15 protein-coding genes are annotated in these 19,252 nt (G+C 30.2%); 11 read left to right on the top strand and 4 right to left on the bottom strand.

Annotated features, from left to right (window positions below; translation table 11 throughout):
* The first annotated feature begins 12 nt into the window (after positions 1-12).
* Positions 13-975: a D-2-hydroxyacid dehydrogenase gene (locus K292_RS0104375; RefSeq protein ID WP_027398810.1), complete on the top strand. Its 963-nt coding sequence runs from the start codon at positions 13-15 to the stop codon at positions 973-975.
* Positions 976-1,143: 168 nt separating this feature from the next.
* On the opposite strand, the gene gdhA is transcribed toward K292_RS0104375, so the two are convergent.
* Positions 1,144-2,490: an NADP-specific glutamate dehydrogenase gene (gene gdhA / locus K292_RS0104370; protein WP_027398809.1), complete on the bottom strand. Its 1,347-nt coding sequence runs from the start codon at positions 2,488-2,490 to the stop codon at positions 1,144-1,146.
* 307 nt (positions 2,491-2,797) lie between these two features.
* Between gdhA and K292_RS0104365 the strand changes: the two genes are divergently transcribed.
* Genes K292_RS0104365 through K292_RS0104350 form a run of 4 tightly spaced genes read left to right on the top strand, consistent with a single transcriptional unit; the run spans position 2,798 to position 9,979 of the window.
* Positions 2,798-7,663: a nicotinate-nicotinamide nucleotide adenylyltransferase gene (locus K292_RS0104365; RefSeq protein ID WP_027398808.1), complete on the top strand. Its 4,866-nt coding sequence runs from the start codon at positions 2,798-2,800 to the stop codon at positions 7,661-7,663.
* Positions 7,664-7,706: 43 nt separating this feature from the next.
* Entirely contained in the window at positions 7,707-8,654 is a 948-nt protein-coding gene (locus K292_RS15965) for a lactate/malate family dehydrogenase (protein WP_051280308.1), read from the top strand.
* 18 nt (positions 8,655-8,672) lie between these two features.
* Complete coding sequence (locus K292_RS0104355; protein WP_027398807.1) at positions 8,673-9,740, top strand: flavodoxin family protein; 1,068 nt, start codon at positions 8,673-8,675, stop codon at positions 9,738-9,740.
* 2 nt (positions 9,741-9,742) lie between these two features.
* Positions 9,743-9,979 (top strand): hypothetical protein, encoded by a 237-nt coding sequence (locus K292_RS0104350; RefSeq protein ID WP_027398806.1) that lies wholly within the window; start codon positions 9,743-9,745, stop codon positions 9,977-9,979.
* 4 nt (positions 9,980-9,983) lie between these two features.
* Here the strand turns inward: K292_RS0104350 and K292_RS0104345 are convergent, their stop codons facing one another.
* Both K292_RS0104345 and K292_RS0104340 read right to left on the bottom strand, forming a co-directional pair.
* Entirely contained in the window at positions 9,984-10,715 is a 732-nt protein-coding gene (locus K292_RS0104345) for a response regulator transcription factor (RefSeq protein WP_027398805.1), read from the bottom strand.
* 22 nt (positions 10,716-10,737) lie between these two features.
* Positions 10,738-12,192 carry a sensor histidine kinase gene (locus K292_RS0104340; protein WP_169515418.1) on the bottom strand — a complete coding sequence of 485 codons (1,455 nt, stop codon included), beginning with the start codon at positions 12,190-12,192 and terminating at the stop codon, positions 10,738-10,740.
* 357 nt (positions 12,193-12,549) lie between these two features.
* On the opposite strand from K292_RS0104340, the gene K292_RS15960 reads away from it, so the two are divergent.
* The 6 genes from K292_RS15960 to K292_RS0104310 all read left to right on the top strand — a co-directional run bounded on the left by K292_RS15960 (position 12,550) and on the right by K292_RS0104310 (position 18,288).
* Positions 12,550-14,019 (top strand): sodium:solute symporter family protein, encoded by a 1,470-nt coding sequence (locus K292_RS15960; RefSeq protein ID WP_051280306.1) that lies wholly within the window; start codon positions 12,550-12,552, stop codon positions 14,017-14,019.
* 164 nt (positions 14,020-14,183) lie between these two features.
* Positions 14,184-14,339: a hypothetical protein gene (locus K292_RS18475; RefSeq protein WP_156900469.1), complete on the top strand. Its 156-nt coding sequence runs from the start codon at positions 14,184-14,186 to the stop codon at positions 14,337-14,339.
* Positions 14,339-15,913: a sodium/proline symporter gene (locus tag K292_RS0104325; protein WP_027398803.1), complete on the top strand. Its 1,575-nt coding sequence runs from the start codon at positions 14,339-14,341 to the stop codon at positions 15,911-15,913. The genes K292_RS18475 and K292_RS0104325 overlap by 1 nt, the downstream gene beginning before the upstream one ends.
* On the top strand, positions 15,907-16,401 hold the full coding sequence (locus K292_RS0104320; protein WP_027398802.1) for a hypothetical protein: 495 nt from the start codon (positions 15,907-15,909) through the stop codon (positions 16,399-16,401). Before K292_RS0104325 ends, K292_RS0104320 begins: the two co-directional genes overlap by 7 nt.
* 365 nt (positions 16,402-16,766) lie before the next feature.
* Positions 16,767-17,255, top strand: a complete 489-nt coding sequence (locus K292_RS0104315; protein WP_027398801.1) for an RNA polymerase sigma factor — start codon at positions 16,767-16,769, stop codon at positions 17,253-17,255.
* The gene (locus K292_RS0104310; RefSeq protein ID WP_027398800.1) at positions 17,248-18,288 is read left to right on the top strand and encodes a hypothetical protein; all 1,041 of its coding nucleotides are present in this window, start codon (positions 17,248-17,250) and stop codon (positions 18,286-18,288) included. The genes K292_RS0104315 and K292_RS0104310 overlap by 8 nt, the downstream gene beginning before the upstream one ends.
* A 107-nt stretch (positions 18,289-18,395) precedes the next feature.
* Here the strand turns inward: K292_RS0104310 and K292_RS0104305 are convergent, their stop codons facing one another.
* Positions 18,396-18,794: a hypothetical protein gene (locus K292_RS0104305; RefSeq protein WP_027398799.1), complete on the bottom strand. Its 399-nt coding sequence runs from the start codon at positions 18,792-18,794 to the stop codon at positions 18,396-18,398.
* Between the last annotated feature and the right edge of the window lie 458 nt (positions 18,795-19,252).

The following is a 19,252-nucleotide window of genomic DNA, read 5'->3' as shown; positions in this document are numbered from 1 at the left end:
AGAGAGTAAGACTTGAAAATTGTTTTTTTAGATGGATATACTGCAAATTTAGGAGATTTAAATTGGAGTGAGTTTGAAGCATTGGGAGAATTTACTGTTTATGACCGAACTGAGCCGGAAAATATTATTGAGAGAATATCGGATGCAGAATATGTGTTTACTAATAAATGCATTATTGATAAAAAGGTTATTGACAGCTGTCCTAATATAAAATGGATTGGTGTTACTGCGACAGGGTATAATGTAGTAGATATTGATTATGCCAGGGAAAAAGGAATTCCTGTAACTAATGCGCCGGCATATTCGTCAGATGTTGTAGCAGAATATTCTTATGGTCTTTTGCTTCAGCTTTGTCATAGCATAAAAGATCATTCAGATCGAGTACATAAAGGTAAATGGTTTGATTCACCTGATTTTTGTTTTTGTGATTTCCCTCAGATGGAGCTTTTAGGTAAAACAATGGGCATTATAGGATTTGGAAATATTGGGCGTCGATCTGCAAAGATTGCTGATGCATTTGGAATGAAGGTTTTAATTTTCTCCAATTATCCTGATAAGTCATTTGAAAGTGATAATGTTAAATTTACTGATTTAAACACTTTAATTGAATCTTCTGATGTAATTAATTTGCATTGTAAGCTTACAGAAGCAAATAAAGGTTTTATTAATGCAGAGATTATAGGGAAGATGAAAAAGGGAGCAATGATAATCAATACAGCAAGAGGGCCATTAGTAAATGAAAAAGATCTTGCGGGAGCTTTGAAGACCGGAAAATTGGGAGGGGCAGCATTAGATGTTCTCTCTGTAGAACCGCCTAATAGGGATAATCCTTTGATAGGTATAGAAAATTGTATTATTACTCCTCATGTGGCATGGGCATCAAAGGAGTCAAGAAGCAGGCTTTTAACTATTGTAAGCAATAATTTAAAAGAATTTTTAAAAGGGAATTTAGTTAATTGCGTAAATGGTTTATAAATCTTGAAGATTAAATACAATAATATTTTTTCTGCAAATTATTTTTAATAATTTATATGATATAAAATAGATGATGTTAAAAAGAATTTTAAAAATAAATAATTAAAAGAGACCTTTAGGGGGTCTCTTTTAATTTAAATTTATGTTATATATATTATGCTTTTGAGATTATACAAGACCTTGAGCCATCATAGCTTCAGCAACCTTTTCGAAACCAGCAATGTTAGCACCAGCAACAAGGTTATAACCGTAACCATATCTCTTAGCAGCATCAGCAGAAACGTCATGGATGTGGATCATGATGTTCTTAAGTTGAGCATGTACTTGTTCAGGAGTGAATACAGCATGTCCTGCGTTCTGACTCATTTCGATACAAGAACAAGCAACACCACCAGCATTAGCAGCTTTTGATGGTCCAACGATAATGCCCTTTTCCATCATGTATTCAACAGCTTCATTTGTACAAGGCATGTTTGCACCTTCGCAAACAAACTTAGCACCATTAGCAACGATCTGTTTAGCATGTTCAAGGTGAATATCATTCTGAGTTGCACATGGAATGTAAAGGTCAGCCTTAACTCCCCATGGTTTTTCACCAGCAAAGAATTTAGCTCCTGGGAACTTGTCAGCATATGGCTTACAGATGTTTTTACCGCTAGATCTTAAGTCAAGAAGGTAAGCGATTTTTTCATCAGTGTTGATACCATCTTCGTCAAGAATGTATCCGTCTGGACCAGAGATAGTAAGAACCTTAGCTCCTAATTCTTGAAGTTTTAATGCAGTACCCCAAGTTACGTTTCCGAAACCAGAAAGAACTACAGTTTTTCCAGCCATTTTTTCATTATTAGCTTCAAGCATGCAGTTAGCGAAGTATACGATTCCGAAACCAGTAGCTTCAGATCTTCCGTTTAATCCGCCGTAAGCTAAGCCTTTACCTGTAAGTACTCCTTCGAATCTATTTACGATTCTCTTATATTGTCCATATAAGAAACCAATTTCTCTTCCGCCAACACCGATATCTCCAGCAGGAACATCAGTATTTGGTCCGATATGTCTACATAATTCAGTCATAAATGCTTGACAGAATCTCATTACTTCTGCATCGGATTTTCCGTTAGGATCGAAATCTGATCCGCCCTTACCTCCGCCGATAGGAAGTCCAGTTAAGCTGTTTTTGAAAATCTGTTCGAATCCCAAGAACTTAATGATTCCAGGATATACATTTGCTGCGAATCTAAGTCCACCTTTGTAAGGTCCGATAGCGCTATTGAATTCAAATCTGTAACCTCTGTTAACTTGTACTTTTCCAGCATCGTCAACCCAAGTTACTCTGAAAGAAATCTGTCTTTCAGGTTCGATTAATCTTTCGATAAGACCAGTTTCTATGTATTCAGGATGAGCTTTAAGAACTGGTTCTAATGAAGTTAAAACTTCCTCAACTGTTTGGTGGAATTCTGGTTCGCCAGGATTTCTTTTTTTAGCAATATCAATATACTGCTGAACTAAACTTGCCATTTTTGTTTCTCCTTTTTTTATTTAATTATTTTTTTGTAAAAATTTAAGTAGAATTTTCACTTTAAACATTAGCACAATGACAAGCCATAGTCAATATACAATCGCCTAAAAAACAATAGTTTTGACAAAGTTTTAATATTCTGAAAAAATGGTAAATATAGTATTTACAGTTTATATAATACTGTATACAATGCGAAGTAATTAAAAGCTATAAAGAGACTATAAAAGTTGCATAATAGTTATATAATAATTATAATAGAATTAATATATAATAATGTTTTAAAAAGATAAGGGTAAGGTGGAAATTTTGCAAAAAAAGACAATACAAGCTCTTTATAAAGAATTAGTAAATGCTTTAACCGATAAGAAATTTTTAAAAAAAATAAAATTATCAAAGAAAGCTATGCTTTCTCTTCTTCAAAATGATGATTGGAAGAAAAATATAGAAGATGTAATAGAAGATGATAAATGTACATGTACAGAGATTTTACAAGTGTCAGAGAAAACTTTAAATAGTATTTCCATGCCACCTGAAAAAGGTTGGTTTGATTATATTTATAAGTGCTCTTTAAATGCATTATTTCCTGAAAGTACTTTGGTTGAGAGAGTTAAATCTTTTGAAATAGGAAGATTTTTCTATTTGGAAGTTTTAAAATTATTTTTAAGATATGAAAAAAGAAATTTACCATTTGATCCTAAATTAAATATGCTTTTTTTAACTAGTGAAGAAATGCAGAAATTCAGTACTTATGAAGAATATTTGAAATTTACAAATTTTTGTAGGGATAATTATATTTATGAATTTATGAGGATAGGAAGAGAAATAACTCCTTATAATACGCTGGGACATATTGCAGGAGTTCATTTTGTTTCCATGTATGTGGCAAGACAACTTTTAGAGTTAGATGTTCCAATTGATTTAGCTTTGGTTTCAGGTGCAGCTGCGGGGCATGATATTGGAAAATATGGATGCAAGGGTGCAGAAGTTAAAAGAATTCCTTACTTGCATTATTATTATACAGACAAGTTTTTTAAACAAAATGATATGCCAACAATAGGTCATATTGCAACTAATCATTCCACATGGGATTTAGAACTTGAAAACTTATCTGTTGAATCTTTGGTTTTAATTTATGCCGATTTTAGAGTTAAAGCAACAAGGGATGAACAAGGTGTAGAACATACTAATTTTTATAGTTTGGATGAATCATTTAATGTTATTTTAAATAAGCTTGACAATGTTGATGAAGAAAAAACTATGAGATATAAGCATGTATATGCAAAGCTTAAAGATTTTGAGGATTATATGATATCACTTGGAGTAAATGTAGATTTAACTACTTTCGAAATAATAAAACAAGAGAAAAAGGATCCGTCATTACTTAATCCTAATGAAGCAGTTGAAATGTTAAAACATCTAGCAATACAACATAATATTTCATTGATGCATAAGTTAAACAGTGAAACTGCATATGGAAATCTTTTGGAAGCGGCAAGAAGTGAAAAACGCTGGAAAGGCATAAGAGCCTATATAAACATTCTTGAAGAATATTTTACTTATATGACGCAGAAACAAAAAAATATGACTATTAATTTTCTTCAGGAACTTTTAATGCATAGAGAGGGAGATATAAGAAGACAAGCTGCTGATTTAATAGGTAATATTATAGTTAATTATGATGAAGAATACAGAAAAGAAATTCCTGATGATGCAACATGGAATGAAGGCGAAATTACAAGTATGGAATTATGGGAAAAAACTTTGAATAGTATAGTCTTTCCAGATCATAAGATAACTGATCAGCACAGACGCTGGATTGGCTATGCTTTAAAAATAGTAGTGGAATCTGTTTTAAAGAGATGTAAAGAGGAAGATAGAGGAAATTATTTAAAAGAGTTTTTGGTATATTTTGATGACTTTAATATTGATTATTCCACAGCTTTTATCTTACTTGATTCAATACGCCTTATACCTCTTGATATGTGTGACACTGCTCAAATTTTTAAACTGTTGAAATTCACTGAAAAAGGTATGGCAAGAAATACTTTGGAAATAAATATATGTGCACTTAGATTTTTAAAACATTTGACTGATAATTTAGATGACTGTAAAGTATACCGTGAAAATATTGATAATATTTTATCAATGATTAATAATGATAATATTATTTCAATATTATTTTTAAAATATAAGATATTAAAAAATTTGGATATTAAAATTGAGAATGAAAGCTTTTATGAAAAAAAGTTATATGAGGATAATGAAGCAACATCTGATATATTTTTGGAAAATTTAAAAGTTGCAACACCTTGGGTAATAAAAGCTGTTAATCTTGAGCTATTACGTGATCAGGTTAAGTTAGGCAGAAATAAGCAGACTTTACATGTGGCAACTCACCTTTCCAATCTTATAAAGGTAAGTGAAAGAGTAGCAGTAAGACATCGAGCAGGAAAGGCTCTTTTAGTTATTGTACCTCTATTGTCTCTGGATCAGAGAAATGAAGTTGTGATTGAATTGACAAAAGGTCTTGAGATTGGCGAATATGAATTTTCTAAATATATTCCTCAGTATTTAGGAGAGTTAGCTTTATATCTTCATCCAAATGAACTTGATGAATTTATTAATAATTTAAATGTATTATTAGAGAGTAACGATTACAGAGTGGGATCTGTTGCCCTTAATACATTAGGAATTTTAATACAGAATTATTTAAGCTATCGTACTCGTTTCATAGAAAATGAAGAAATTTATCAGCGTAGAAGAAAGACTATTCTTGGAATGATTTTAAGAGGGCTTTCTAATTATCGTGATGCGGTGAGTAAAGAGGCATTTTTAGTTATAGGGCAATATATTTTTGGTTCAAATAAACTCACTCTTGAGGATAAATATGATATTTTCCAAATAATATATAAAAAGATGCTTACTCTTATAGTAGATCAGAAGGAGACAGAATTATCCTTTTTTAATAATGCAGCATCATTAAATCATATATATAGATTTATATCTGATTATATTTTTAAAAATGGTAAATTTGATATTAAAGAACCTAGTAGAGTGGCATTTTTCCCTGGTACATTTGATCCGTTTTCGTTAAGTCATAAAGGTATTGTACAGGAGATCAGAAATCTAGGATTTGAAGTATATCTAGCCTTGGATGAATTTTCATGGTCGAAAAAGACGCAGCCTAGAATGATTAGAAGGAAGATTATAAATATGTCTGTTTCTAATGAGGAGAATGTATATATATTTCCTGATGATATACCTGTTAACATAGCAAATCCATCAGATTTAAAAAGATTAAAAGAGTTATTTTATACACGAGAAATTTATATTGTAGTGGGAAGTGATGTAATTATAAATGCGTCATCTTATAAGGTGCCTTTAAGTGAAAATTCTATTCATAGTTTTAATCATATAGTATTTCGAAGAAACAGTAGTATTGAAGGTGCAGATTCTTCTGATGATTTAGAAATGGTATACGAAAATATAATTGGTAAAGTGGTAGAGTTGACGCTTCCTATTCATTTAGAGGAGATAAGTTCAACCAGAATAAGGGAAAATATAGATTATAATAGGGATATTTCAAATTTAATCGATCCAATAGCTCAAAGTTTTATTTATGATAACAGTTTATATTTAAGAGAACCTCAGTATAAATATATATTACAAGCAAAAGCTATCTTAATAGAACTTGTGAATTCTATTAAAAAGCCTCTTCAGAAAGAACTTACTCAGTCAATTTTAAAAGAAAAAATAAATTGTGGAAGTATACGAAACTATTTATCTTTAGAAGCTTCCAAAGCTACTGTAATAAGAGATAAGGATTTAAATAATGAAGTTGTAGGACTTATGCTGTTTCATCAACTTAGTATGTCAGAGTTATATGGTGAATTTAAAAATACAGAAATTGCAGCACAAGTTAGGGAACATGCATCAGGTAAGATTTTAGTTATAAGTGGTATGTTTGCCAGTAATAATACTAATATAAGAGATATCTATCAGATTACTTTAACTGAAACTTTAGCTTATGCTTTAGAAAATGACTTCAGTTATGCAATTTATCATAATTATACAGGAGTTAAGGATGAAGAAGCAGTTTCGGTTTTAGAAAGACAAGGCTTTTTACAGATTGAAGAAAGTGATGAGGAAAATCCTATTTATAAAGTAGATATTAAATTTCCTATTGCGTTAATACAAAATGTAGATACTACAATAAAAGAACCTTTTAATAGAAATGAACGAATAATGGAGGTAATGGATGAAGCTCATGAAAAATTACAGAGGGCTTTGACAACGTTTTATCCGGGGAATCTGGTTTTATCATTTAATTCCGGTGTAATGCACCATAGACTTATGACTATGACAACCAATGAAAATAATGTTCCTTGTGAGCCTTTAAAGCCAAGAGTATTAGGAAATAATATGTGTGTTCCTTTTGGGAAAATACTTAGAGGGATGGCTGTTCCTAATACTGTGACAAAATCTCTTCATACTGAAAAGGTGTTTGATTCTGAGATAAAACAATTTAAGATAACTGAATTTCCGTATTACTCACCATTAATCAATCAAATAAAAACTATAAAATCATTTAACAGACCTATAATGCTTGTAGATGACTTGCTTCATAAAGGATATAGAATGAAAGAACTTGATCCTTTATTTAAAAAAGAAAATATAGATATAAGTAAAATTATTGTAGGAATTTTATCCGGAAGAGGTAAAGACCTTATGACTATACAAGGCAGAGAGGTAGAAAGTGTTTATTTTATACCGAATCTAAGGATATGGTTTGTTGAATCAAGCATGTACCCTTTTATAGGAGGAGACAGTGTGGAACATGATGGAGATATTAGTGCAAATCTTTTATCTTCAATAAATTTGGTATTGCCATATGTAGCACCTACATTTTTAGTAGATGTACCAAAGAAAGCAGTATATGAGTTTTCAATGACATGTCTTGAAAATGCAAGGAGTATATTGCAAGCTCTTGAAGAGGAATATCAGCTGGCTTTTGAAAGAAATTTAACTTTAAACAGATTAAGTGAAGCGGTTATTTCTCCAAGATGTCCAGACAGGGGAGGATGCCTTAATTATGATTTAAATCTGGCGCCATCTGCATATATTGAAAATGATATTGAAAAATTAATCAGATTAAAAAATATTATATTTTAATCTTTAAATAGTTAAATGTAATTGAGTATAAAGAGGAATATATATGTATTATTTAAAAGATATTGCAAGGGAAAATAAGTTTTCGTTAAATAAATCACCATTTTTATTAAAAGGAAAAAAGAAAGTTAATATACTTGCCATAGGAGATGTAGGTGGTATGTTGATGACAGGACTCAAACTTTTAGGGGGAGATGTAATTGAGAGCATAGGAATTTATGATATAAATGAAAATGTGTTAAAACGCTGGGACTATGAAATGAATCAAACTTCCTATCCTTGGGAGTATAATATAATGCCAGAGGTTAAAATTTTAAAAAATGAGCAGCTGTTTCATTGTGATGTTTTTATCTTTTGTGCATCTAAATCAGTACCTGCTGTTGAAGAGAATATTTCAGATGTAAGAATGGCACAATTTGAGGCTAACAGACAGATTATAAGCAGTTATGCCAAAAGAGCCAAAGAGGAGGGATTTAAAGGTCTTTTTGCAGTAGTTTCTGATCCAGTGGATCCTCTTTGTAAGGTAGCACTTTTAGAAGGACTAGATGCTAGTCAGATACAAGGATACGGCCTTGGAGTTATGAATAGCAGAGCAGCTTATTTTGCAAAAAGAGACTCTAGATTTAAGAGTTTTTTAACAGAAGGAAGAGCTTTTGGCCCTCATGGAAATGATCTAGTAATAGCAAACAGCATAAAAAATTATAATGATGAAATTTCTAAAGAATTAACTAAGCTGACTGTTGAAGCAAATTTAAAAACAAGAGAAATAGGTTTTAAACCATTTATTGCACCTGCATTATCTTCAGGAGCAATTTCTATTTTATTAACTTTAAGAGGTGAGTGGCATTACAGTTCAAATTGTATTGGGGAAGTATATATGGGAGCTAAAAATAGAATGACAGACGGTGGAGTTGAAATTGAAAATCTTCCTTTACCTGAATTGTTATATGAAAGGATTAAAAGGGCTTATGATAATTTAAAGGAAATAATTTAATGATAGGGGATGAACTAAATGGGTGATATTATTTTAATAAGACCTCATTGCAGAGAAAATGTTAAAACGCATAGACTTAGTACCATATTAGAAGAAAGCCTAAAGGGCTATTCTTATAATACTATAAGTACAGTGGAGGAATTTCATTCTTTACAAAATAAAAAAATATTATTTGCTATTTCACTTGGTGAATCAGGAATAAATTTAGAATTATATGCTTTGCTAAAAAAAATAAGACTAGACAAGACTTGCCTTGAAGATAGTGTTGCAGGAATTATAATAGATGGTGACAGCGAATTGTACACTAAATCTGTTGCAAGGGAAATAACTCTTAGTGCTAATATGTCAGGCTGTACTTTCCCGGGAAGACCTTTGGTGGAAGGGACAAAATCTCTTGAAAATTACAATATAATTGCTAAAAATTTAGATACAGATAATTTTGATGCTTATATTCAGTCTGGAAAAACTTTAGTACGCCAGATTATGAAATTTGAACCTCCTAAGCATAGAAAACCGAAACTTTTAGTTCTTCATGCCAGCAGTTATGAAACTTCAAATACAGTAAATTTATGGGAAATGGTAAAAGAACATTTGGAAGAGGATTGTGAAATCAAAGACATCTCTATTCGTAATGGTGCAGTTTTGGATTGCATTGGATGTCCATATACTACTTGTATGCATTATGGAGAAAAAAACAGTTGTCTTTATGGAGGGGTTATCGTAAAAGAAGTTTATCCTGCTATATTAGAATGTGATGCATTAATTATGCTTTGTCCTAATTATAATGATGCAATAAGTGCCAATTTGTCGGCGTTTATCAATCGTCTTACAGCATTATTCAGAAAGACAAGATTTTACGATAAATATCTATTTGCTGTTGTTATTTCCGGATATAGCGGTAGTGATATTGTAGCACAGCAGTTGATAGCAGGATTAAACATGAATAAAACTTTTATTTTGCCAAAACGTTTTACTATGATGGAAACAGCTAATAATCCAAAAAGTATATTTAAAGCAGAAGGCATTGAAAAAAGAGCTAAAGATTTTGCTGAAAATATATTATTACAATTAAAAGGAGACGATTAGTTTTGAAAAAGAAAAGGCTTAACAAAACTAGTATTATATGGATTTTAATTATAATTGGATTTTGTGCAATGGAATTCCCGGGTGTTCTTTTCTTTGGATATAAAGCATATCCATTTGTTTTTGGAATTCCTTTTATTTACAGCTATATTTTTTTCTGTTGGATTTATATGTGTATAATCATTTTTTATGCTTATAAAACAAACTGGGGCAAAAGCTCATTTATAAAAAAGAAACTTTAGTTTATTATTTTTTATCGGGTAATATATTATGATTAAATTTATATCCCACTCCTCTGATATTGATTATATATTTTGGATTTATGGGATTTATTTCCAACTTCTTTCTAAGAGTGCTTATATAAACCATAACTGTTCTAGAATCTCCTTCTAAGCAGTTGGTTTTCCAAGTTAATTCAAATATTTGATCTGCGCTGAAAATTTGTTTTGGATTTTCGATTAAAATTTTTAATATATGAAATTCTTTTGCTGTTAAGCTGACAAGTTTTTTATCTATTGTTACATCATGAGTACTCATATTTACAGTTAATCCGGGGAATTCGTATATTTTTTCTTTAGCTTCTTTTTCTTTAGCTTCTTCTTTCTGTATCGATTTTTGCCGTCGTATATGCGCTTTAATTCTGGCGATTAATTCTCCGGGGAGAAAAGGTTTTGTAATATAATCATCACCTCCCACAGAAAGAGCTATAATCTTATCCATTTCTTCTGATTTGCAGCTTAAAAACAGTATAGGAGCATTATTTGTTTTTCTTATTTCTAAACATAAATCAGTCCCCTCTATATCAGGAAGCATAATATCCATAAGAATTAAATCAGGATTCTCTGAATTTACAATATTCATAGCTTCCTCACCGTTAAACGCAGAAAAAGGTACAAACCCTTCTTTTGTAAGATAAGAAGAAATTAGATTATTGATAGGTTTTTCATCATCTACTATTAATATTTTTTCACCTGGCATAGTTATTCTCCTCTCTTTATATTTAATCTTCATAAATTGGTATACTAAAGGTAAAGGTACTTCCTTTACCGGGATTACTTTTTACCCAAATTTCACCACCGTGGGCAGCTATGATTTCTTTAGAAATAGTTAATCCCAAACCACTCCCGTTCTCTTTCCTTAGAGTAGCTGTCTGAGATTTATAAAACAAATCAAATATAAAAGGTAAATCTTCTTGTGATATTCCTAAGCCTGTATCAGATATGCTTATAACATAATTTTTCAAATTTTTATCAAGATAAAATTTTATTATAAGTTTATCATTTTCTTCTGTATATTTTATAGCGTTGAAAATAATGTTGGAAAATACTTGATCAATACGCTTTGGGTCGGCAATAATATTAATCTTTGATAATTGCTCTTTATTTATTTCAATTATAGATTTAAGTCCTGCTGTTTTTATATCTAAAAGGTGTTGGTTTATTAAGTCTTGTGAAATTTCCAACGCAGATATATGCATAAAATTAAATGAAAATTGATTAGTTTCTAGTTTTGATAATTGAAATAAATCATTTATTAAGTGCTCTAGAGTGAGTGCTTTTGAAGAAATAATTTCCAAAGCTGACTTTTTTTCTTCTGTAGTGTTTAATGTTCCGTCATTTAAAGCATTTACATAGCCTAGAATAGACGTTATTGGAGTTTTTAATTCATGTGAAATATAAGTAAGCAATAAATCACGTGATTGCTTGGAATCTAACAATTGAAGTTCCGCCACTTTCATTTTTGTAATATCTCTTATTATCCCTTCTACAGCTATTGGTTCACTGTTTTCATAAAGTATAGAACTGTGAAATTCACCCCAAAAAGTTGAGCCGTTTTTATGAATTAATTGAAAAACCGTAACTTTGTCAATTTGAGGCGAGCCATTAAATATTTCATTGATAGAATAAAAATAATCTGAAGGAACTAAATTTAAATAAAATTTAGGATTTTGATAAAACTCTTTTGGCGAATATCCTGTCATAGTTTCAATTGACGGAGTTACATATTTGAAAGAAGGTTTTGGCTTTAATTTATAATAAAAAATAACGTCAGCTGCATTTTCTGCAACTATTTTGTAGAGACGCTCTGCAAGTCTGATTTCTTGTTTTGTTTTTTGTAAATAGATAACAAATATACAAAAATTCAATATATTTGAGAAAATAATTTCCATTAAATAAATTGAAGATATATTATAATATTTTACTTCAAAAATAGATAATAAAGCTTTTCCAACTCCCCATAATATAAATACGGTAATGGAAAGTCCTTTTTCAAAAGGGGGCACTTTCCAGTATTTATAAACGATATTGCAAAGGACAGCTGTAATTATGATTTGATACATGGAAATAGGAAGGTACACAGCAAGTAAATCAAATTGGTAATAAATACCTAAAGCAATCCATATTATTAAGTATAAACAAAAACGGTTCCAATAAGTAGGAATTCTCGTATGCATAAATGCATAAGCTCCATATAAAAGAAATAATATATTAATTAAATCAAATAATTTACGTAATTCTAAAAGTGGTCTTGTATTTGTAGTTATAAATAATATTAAAAATAAAAGGCTGAAAGAATAGGCAACCCAACAAAAACCCCAGTATCTTATAAAACTTTCTTGACTTCTGGAATACATATAAAAATAGATAAAGGACATTAATAGAGTTAATGTTATAAACATTATAATTAAGCTTGGTAAATACAACTTATTAACCTCCAATCTATAATTATCATGACTAAGTAACTTACTTTATTATAAAGTAAAATAATGATATAATAAAGTGATATTATTTAAATTGGAGGAAGAATATAAATGTATGCATCTACGTTAGTATTGATGATTATTTTCATATTTGTATTAGTTCCTTTAATTTTAGCAGAGGTGGCTAGAAATAAATCTGTGCCTACAACAGAAGACTTTTTTTTACAGAGTAGGAAAATGCCTACAGGTATGGTTTTTTTTACTGTATATGCTACTTGGATGAGCGTATTTGCTTTTTTAGGTTCGAGTGCATATTTTTATGAGATGGGACCTATATATATGACTGCCATAGCATGGGATATGTTATTTGGAATTTTGTTTATGCTGGTGGGAAAACGCTTGTGGTTTTACGGTAAAAAATATGGTTATATAACACCAACTGATTTTTTTGATGATATTTTTCAAAGCAGAAGTTTAAATTATTTAATTACTATAATTATGGTAACTTTTACTATACCTTATTTACAGATTCAGTTGGCAGGAGGGGCATATCTAATTGAAATTGCAACAAATGGCGCTATTCCGTGGCGAATATGCGGGCTTGTCTTTTATTTGATAATTATTATATATCTTTGGTCAGGAGGTCTTCGTGCTGTAGCTCTTACGGATGTTTTTTATGGATTATTTTTAATTCTTTCTATGATTACAGTTGGGCTTTTCTTCATAGAAAAGGCTGGTGGTATAAAAACCGTATTTGAAACTATTGTTGCATTAGATGAAAAAAATATAATACTGCCAGGACCAAAGGGAAATGCAGGTGCACCTCTTTGGATAAGTTTATTTATTGTTATACCAATAGGAGCATTGATGGGACCGCAGCTTTGGATTAGATCTTATGCTGTGGAGAAAAAAGAGACCTTTAACATTATTCCTTTGTTAATATGTATTGCATCTATTCAATGTTTTGGTACTCTCTTGGCAGGCAGTGCAGGTATTATATTAGAACCGGATGTTAAAAGAACAGATACAATTATTCCTGTTATGTTAGTGCAATACGGAAAGCCGATTTTAAGTACTTTAATATTCTGCGGAATTGCTTCTGCTGCTTTATCTACTGCAAATTCTCAAATCCATGCTGTTTCAGCTATTTATACTTTAGATTTTCATAAAAGGTATATAAATAAAAATGCAGGTGAAAAAAACTTGGTCCAAGTAGGTAAATGGGCTGTTTTAATTATATCTGCAATAGCTTATCTTTTGTTACTTCAAAGTTCAGAATTAATAATTAATACGGGAACAATTGCAATGGGTGGTACTGCACAAGTTTTTGTTCCTGTAATAGGAGCATTATTCTGGAAAAAATCAAATGCTGGCGCTGCTTTCAGCGGTGTTTTGACGGGAGTTTTATTTCTTATTGCATTAGCCATATTTACAGATTTAAATATTGGTTACTGTGCTGTTACGGCATTGATTTGCAATGCTGTAATCTTTATTGTTGGAAGCTTAACATTTCCCAATGATCATAAAGTAAGGGTAAAAATATTAGAATATATGAATACTTATAATAAAGAATGTCAATAATAATAATTTGAAGTCTTCTTATTAAAATAACCTTAAGATTAGTATAAAAAAAGCTAAAATATTAATCAAATATATTGCAAAATATTCAGAATTCTTTTAATATTATCATAATTTGATATTGATTTATTTAATGTTAAGCAAATACTTAAAGAAAGGAGAAAAAAATGACAATATTTGGAATGCCTATTATCTCTTTTTTAGCATTTTTAAGCTGGCCTGTAATTTTTATGACTGTAGCTATTATTATTTATTTTAGAATGGCGAAGCAGGATGCGATGACCGACGACAGTAAATTTACTAAAGGAGGTGCAGGTCACTAATGCGTATTGAAATTATAGTATTGATTTGCTACTTTATTGGAATGATTGGGATTGGACTTTATTGGCAGAGACGAGCTAAAAAATCGGAGGACTTCTTATTAGGAGGAAGATCCATGGGCCCTTTTATTACTGCTCTTACTCTTCAAACTACTGCAATGAGCGGATACATGTTTATGGGTGGTCCATCTCTAGCTTATGCAATAGGTTGGTTTGCACTTTTCTATGCAGTAGGTGATGCAGGCGGTGGTATAGTAAATATTGCTGTTATGGGAAGAAGAATGAGAAGACTTTCTCAGTTGCTTGATTGTATTTCGCCGATCGAATATTTGGAAAAACGTTATAATAATGCAAAGCCTGTTAAAGTAATTGCATCAGTTATTTGTATCTTTGGTTTAAGTGGATACATTCTTGCACAATTTTTAGCAGCAGGAAAGACAATTTCAATATTATTTAATTTTCCAATAGCACCATCATTAATAGTTGGTGTAGGCGTTATTTTATTCTATACATTTGTGGGAGGCTATTTCGCAGTAGCTTGGACAGATGTTATCCAAGGTATTATAATGGTATCTGCGGTAATTGGTGTATTAGTTCTTTCTATTTCAAAAATTGGAGGATTAACAGCTCTCAATTTAAAACTTGCAGCTATAGACCCTACCTATCTTAGCGTATGGGGCAAAGATTTACAATATCAAGGGGCATGGAGTGTTATTGCAGGAGCTGTATTGATTTATTTAATAGGTTATGTTGGTCTCCCTCATGTAGTTATTAAGCATATGGCCATGGAAAGCCCATCTGCAGCAAAAACTACATTGATTTATGCAACAGTTTGGAATCAACTATTTATCTTTTCTCCATATTTATTAGGTTTATGCGGAATTATTTTACTACCTAATATTAAAGATCCTGAACTGGTTATTCCTGAATTGGCATTCATGATGTTCCCTGGTGTTATTGCTGCTGTCGTATTAACAGCTATAATGTCAGCTATTATGAGTACCGTTGCAGCACTTTTACTGTTAACAGGTACAGTTCTTTCAATAGATCTTTATAAGAGATGGTTAAAGCCAGATGCCACTGACAAACAGATTGTAGTAATGTCAAGAATTATGATATTTGCAGTAGGTGTAGTAGGGATTATTATAGCGATAGCTAATCCTCCTGGAATATTCAAATTGGTAATCTTTGCATTTGGAGTTATGGCTTGTTCTTTTATGCCTTGTTATTTCTGCGCTATTTGGTGGAAAAAAGCCAATGCTACAGGCGCTTGTGCAGCAATGATCTTCGGCGGTGGAACAAACTTTGTTATGACGGCTATGGGATATGGAGATTCTGCTTTCTTCTCAGGTGCGGTTGCAGGCATAGTAGCTATGTATATCGGAAGTCAATTTGGGCAGAAAACTACAACAGAAATGATAGCGTTAATTGATAAAGCTTCCGGCAAATATGCTAAGATATCTCCAAAAATTGAAAAAGCTAATTGTAAGACTTTAGTTTCTGAAGGAAGAGCCGTATCAAATTATATTTTATCTACAGAATACATGAAAGAAAGAGGCTTTAGCTTATCATGTTAATAAAAACCATTTCCCGCACTTTTTCGGAAGAACAGATTGTAGGTATGTTAAATACTAGGGATGAGAATATCAGAATTGAAAAAGTGGATAAATTATATTATCCTTATGCGATGATGATTTACTCTGTTAAACTTAAAAAAGGTATGATGTCAAAATTTAACAGGCAAATGATGTGTAATATAGATTTAGTTTGTGCAAGACCTGCAATAGGTAAAGGTAAACCTACTTTTAAAGAAATCGAAATAGATGAAGTAATGGCAGTTCCACCACAGGTGGATAAAGATGATTTAGATGGTATAGGGCATGATTATGTAGTTAGAATCTTTATAGGCAAAATGAAAATCTTACAAACACCCATTGTTTCAGTGGATAGTATTGATTATTTTCATAAATTGTTTTATATAGTTCATTGTAAAGATGATGAAGATAAAGATTATTTTATAATGGCAGACTCCATGGATGGAAACATTTCTATTCTTGAATGTTAAGCATTTTTCTCACTTAATACTAACCAAAAAAGATATTGATTCACTTATGGGTCAATATCTTTTTTGGTTTGTAATATATCTGGTATAATGATTAATATAGCAATGCTGCTAAAGTTAGAAACATAATATGATTTATTAAATTAATTAGCCGCCTATGTATGGGGGCATTTTTTATTGTGTAAGATAGCTATTCAAAAAACGGCAGATTCAAAGAAAGTATTCTTCATCTTTTTTATAATAGAAGATATTTAATAAATTTATTAAAAAGTAAAAAAATTTGTAGCTTTTTAAACAGCTGAAGGGTATTTAGAGTAAAGAAGGTGGCTTTTGAATTATGGATATTGTGAAGGAGGTGGTTTTAAGTTATGGATAAACAATCATTTACTTTTAATGATTGCTTAGAAGATGTTATTAATGTATATGCAAATATGGTATATAGAATAGCTTTTTCATATACAAGAGATAAAAGCAATGCGGATGACATTTTTCAAGAAGTATTTTTTAGGTATATAAGAAAAAAGCCCATATTTGAAACAGAAGAGCATAGAAAAGCTTGGTTTATTCGTGTTACTGCAAATTGTTGCAAGAAAATGTGGTCATCAGCGTGGATGAAAAAAATGGTACCTTTAGAAGATAATATTAAATTTGAAATGGCAGAGACAAATAATCTACATTATGAATTAAAAAAATTACCAATAAAATATAGAACTGTAATACATTTGTTTTATTATGAAGATTTAAGTATTGAGGAGATAAGTAAAACATTAAAGAAAAAACCATCTACAATTAGAACACAGCTTACTCGTGCAAGATATAAGCTTAAAGAAATTTTAAAGGAGGATTATGATGTTTAAAGATAAGTATTATAGTATGAATGAAGAAATTTATCCTGGAAATCAAATTATAAATAAAATTAAATCAAAATATAAATATCAATGTAAGAGAAGTAAATTAAAAATGATTTTTTCTAAACCGATTATAATTTTTATAGTTCTTATTATTTGTTCTTTTACAACAACGCCTATAATTGCATATAATGTACCTGCATTTTATGAATTAATTTATCAAATCTCTCCAATGAGTGCACAGTTTTTTATGCCTGTACAAGAATCCTGTGAAGATAATGGAATAAAAATGGAAGTTATATCCACGTATATTCATGATAGCACTGCTGAAATTTATATAGCATTGCAAGATTTAAGAGAAAATCGTGTGGATGAGACTACAGATCTTTTTGATAGTTATTATATTCATTGTCCCTTTGACACTATGGCAACTTGCAAGAAAGTAGGATTTGATGAAGCTTCTAAAACAGCCACTTTTCTCATTTCAATAACAGAATGTGATAATAAAAGAATTACCGGTAATAAAATAACTTTTTCTGTTAATAAGTTTATCAGCGGTAAACACGAATATAACCATATTCCAGTTAGGATGGATTTATCAGATATTAAAGAAAGTAATTCTAAGGAAGTTTCATTAATAGGTGGTGGTGGTGAAAAATATGGTGAGTATGTTGGCAGTAATACAGAAACAAATAATGCAATTGTTTCTTCTGCTTCTATGGATTTTCCTGTTAAGGGAATTGATTTTACAGGTATTGGATTTGTAAATAATATGCTTCATGTTCAAACATCAGTTATTGATGCTTTAAATAATGATAATCATGGATATTTTTATTTAAGAGATGAAAATGAAAATATTATTGAAAGTGCTTATAGCTTTAATTTTATAGAAAATACAAATAATGGTGAAAGAGTAGATTACAATGAGCATGTTTTTGATGTTTCACCGTTAGAAATCGACAAATATTCTCTTTACGGAACATTTGTTACAAGTAATTTATTAACTGAGGGAAATTGGAGAGTGACTTTCCCTATTAATTAAATAAAAAAATACAATTTTAGCATATTTTTAATAAACTGATAGTCATCATGATGATAAGTTATAAGGGCTATTAGTTTATTATCAGAGTTTTTTATAAGCAATCTTATTTATTTACCTTTTGCAGGTAGAGGTATATCTATTTTTTTTCTTCTGATTGCTTCATACATATCTTGTTTTGATTTAGAAGTAATATTTTTAGAGTGATTTACTTGATTATAAATAGATTTTAAAGTTTCTGATCCAAACATTCTTTTTACATCGAAAGTAATTCTTAAAAGATTTACAGCAGATGATACATTTTCGTCTGTAATATTTTCTATTAATCTGTTAAGTGCTTTTTTTAAAATATTTAAAGTAATAACTGAATATATAAGCATAAAAAACAGCGTAAAAGCAGCAATCCTTAAAATTATCGTTTTCCCGTAAATTCCAGTAGGAGTGTTAGGGAGTAATAAATAAACGATAACAGCAATTAATATAAGTAAAACAGATTTATTTCTACTCATAAATAAAAGACCTCCAATATTCTCCTGTAACTTAAAAAATTTTTATATTTATAGTTTAACATAAAATTCAGATAAATGCACTTGTATTCTAAAAATTCGTATTATTACAATTATTAAAAAATTTATATATATAGGTTTAATGATAAATTTTGGAAATAATTGGAGTGAGCAAAAACGTTAAGAAACCTGAATATAAGTCGACTATTATAATGTATATATGATATATGTCTTGATACTTGTCATTACACATGGATATATAAATAAAAATAAATTATAAAAAGATATTAAGAATTATAAGAAAAATGTCGATATATGTCATAACAAAAAAATAAATAAAAAAGAGCAAATTAATACGGAAAGGGAGGCCAAGAATCTTTTTAATATTAATAAAAGGGAAGGGTTTAGAAGGTATTAGATATTATATTTACAATCGTTTTTAATGTGTGTTAAATAATTAT

It is taken from the genome of Anaerovorax odorimutans DSM 5092 (genome assembly GCF_000426305.1).
In the GTDB taxonomy this organism is placed as follows: Bacteria; Bacillota; Clostridia; order Peptostreptococcales; family Anaerovoracaceae; genus Anaerovorax; species Anaerovorax odorimutans.
The sequence above is the reverse complement of the archived record's forward strand: the minus strand, read 5'-3'. Positions and strand labels throughout refer to the sequence as shown.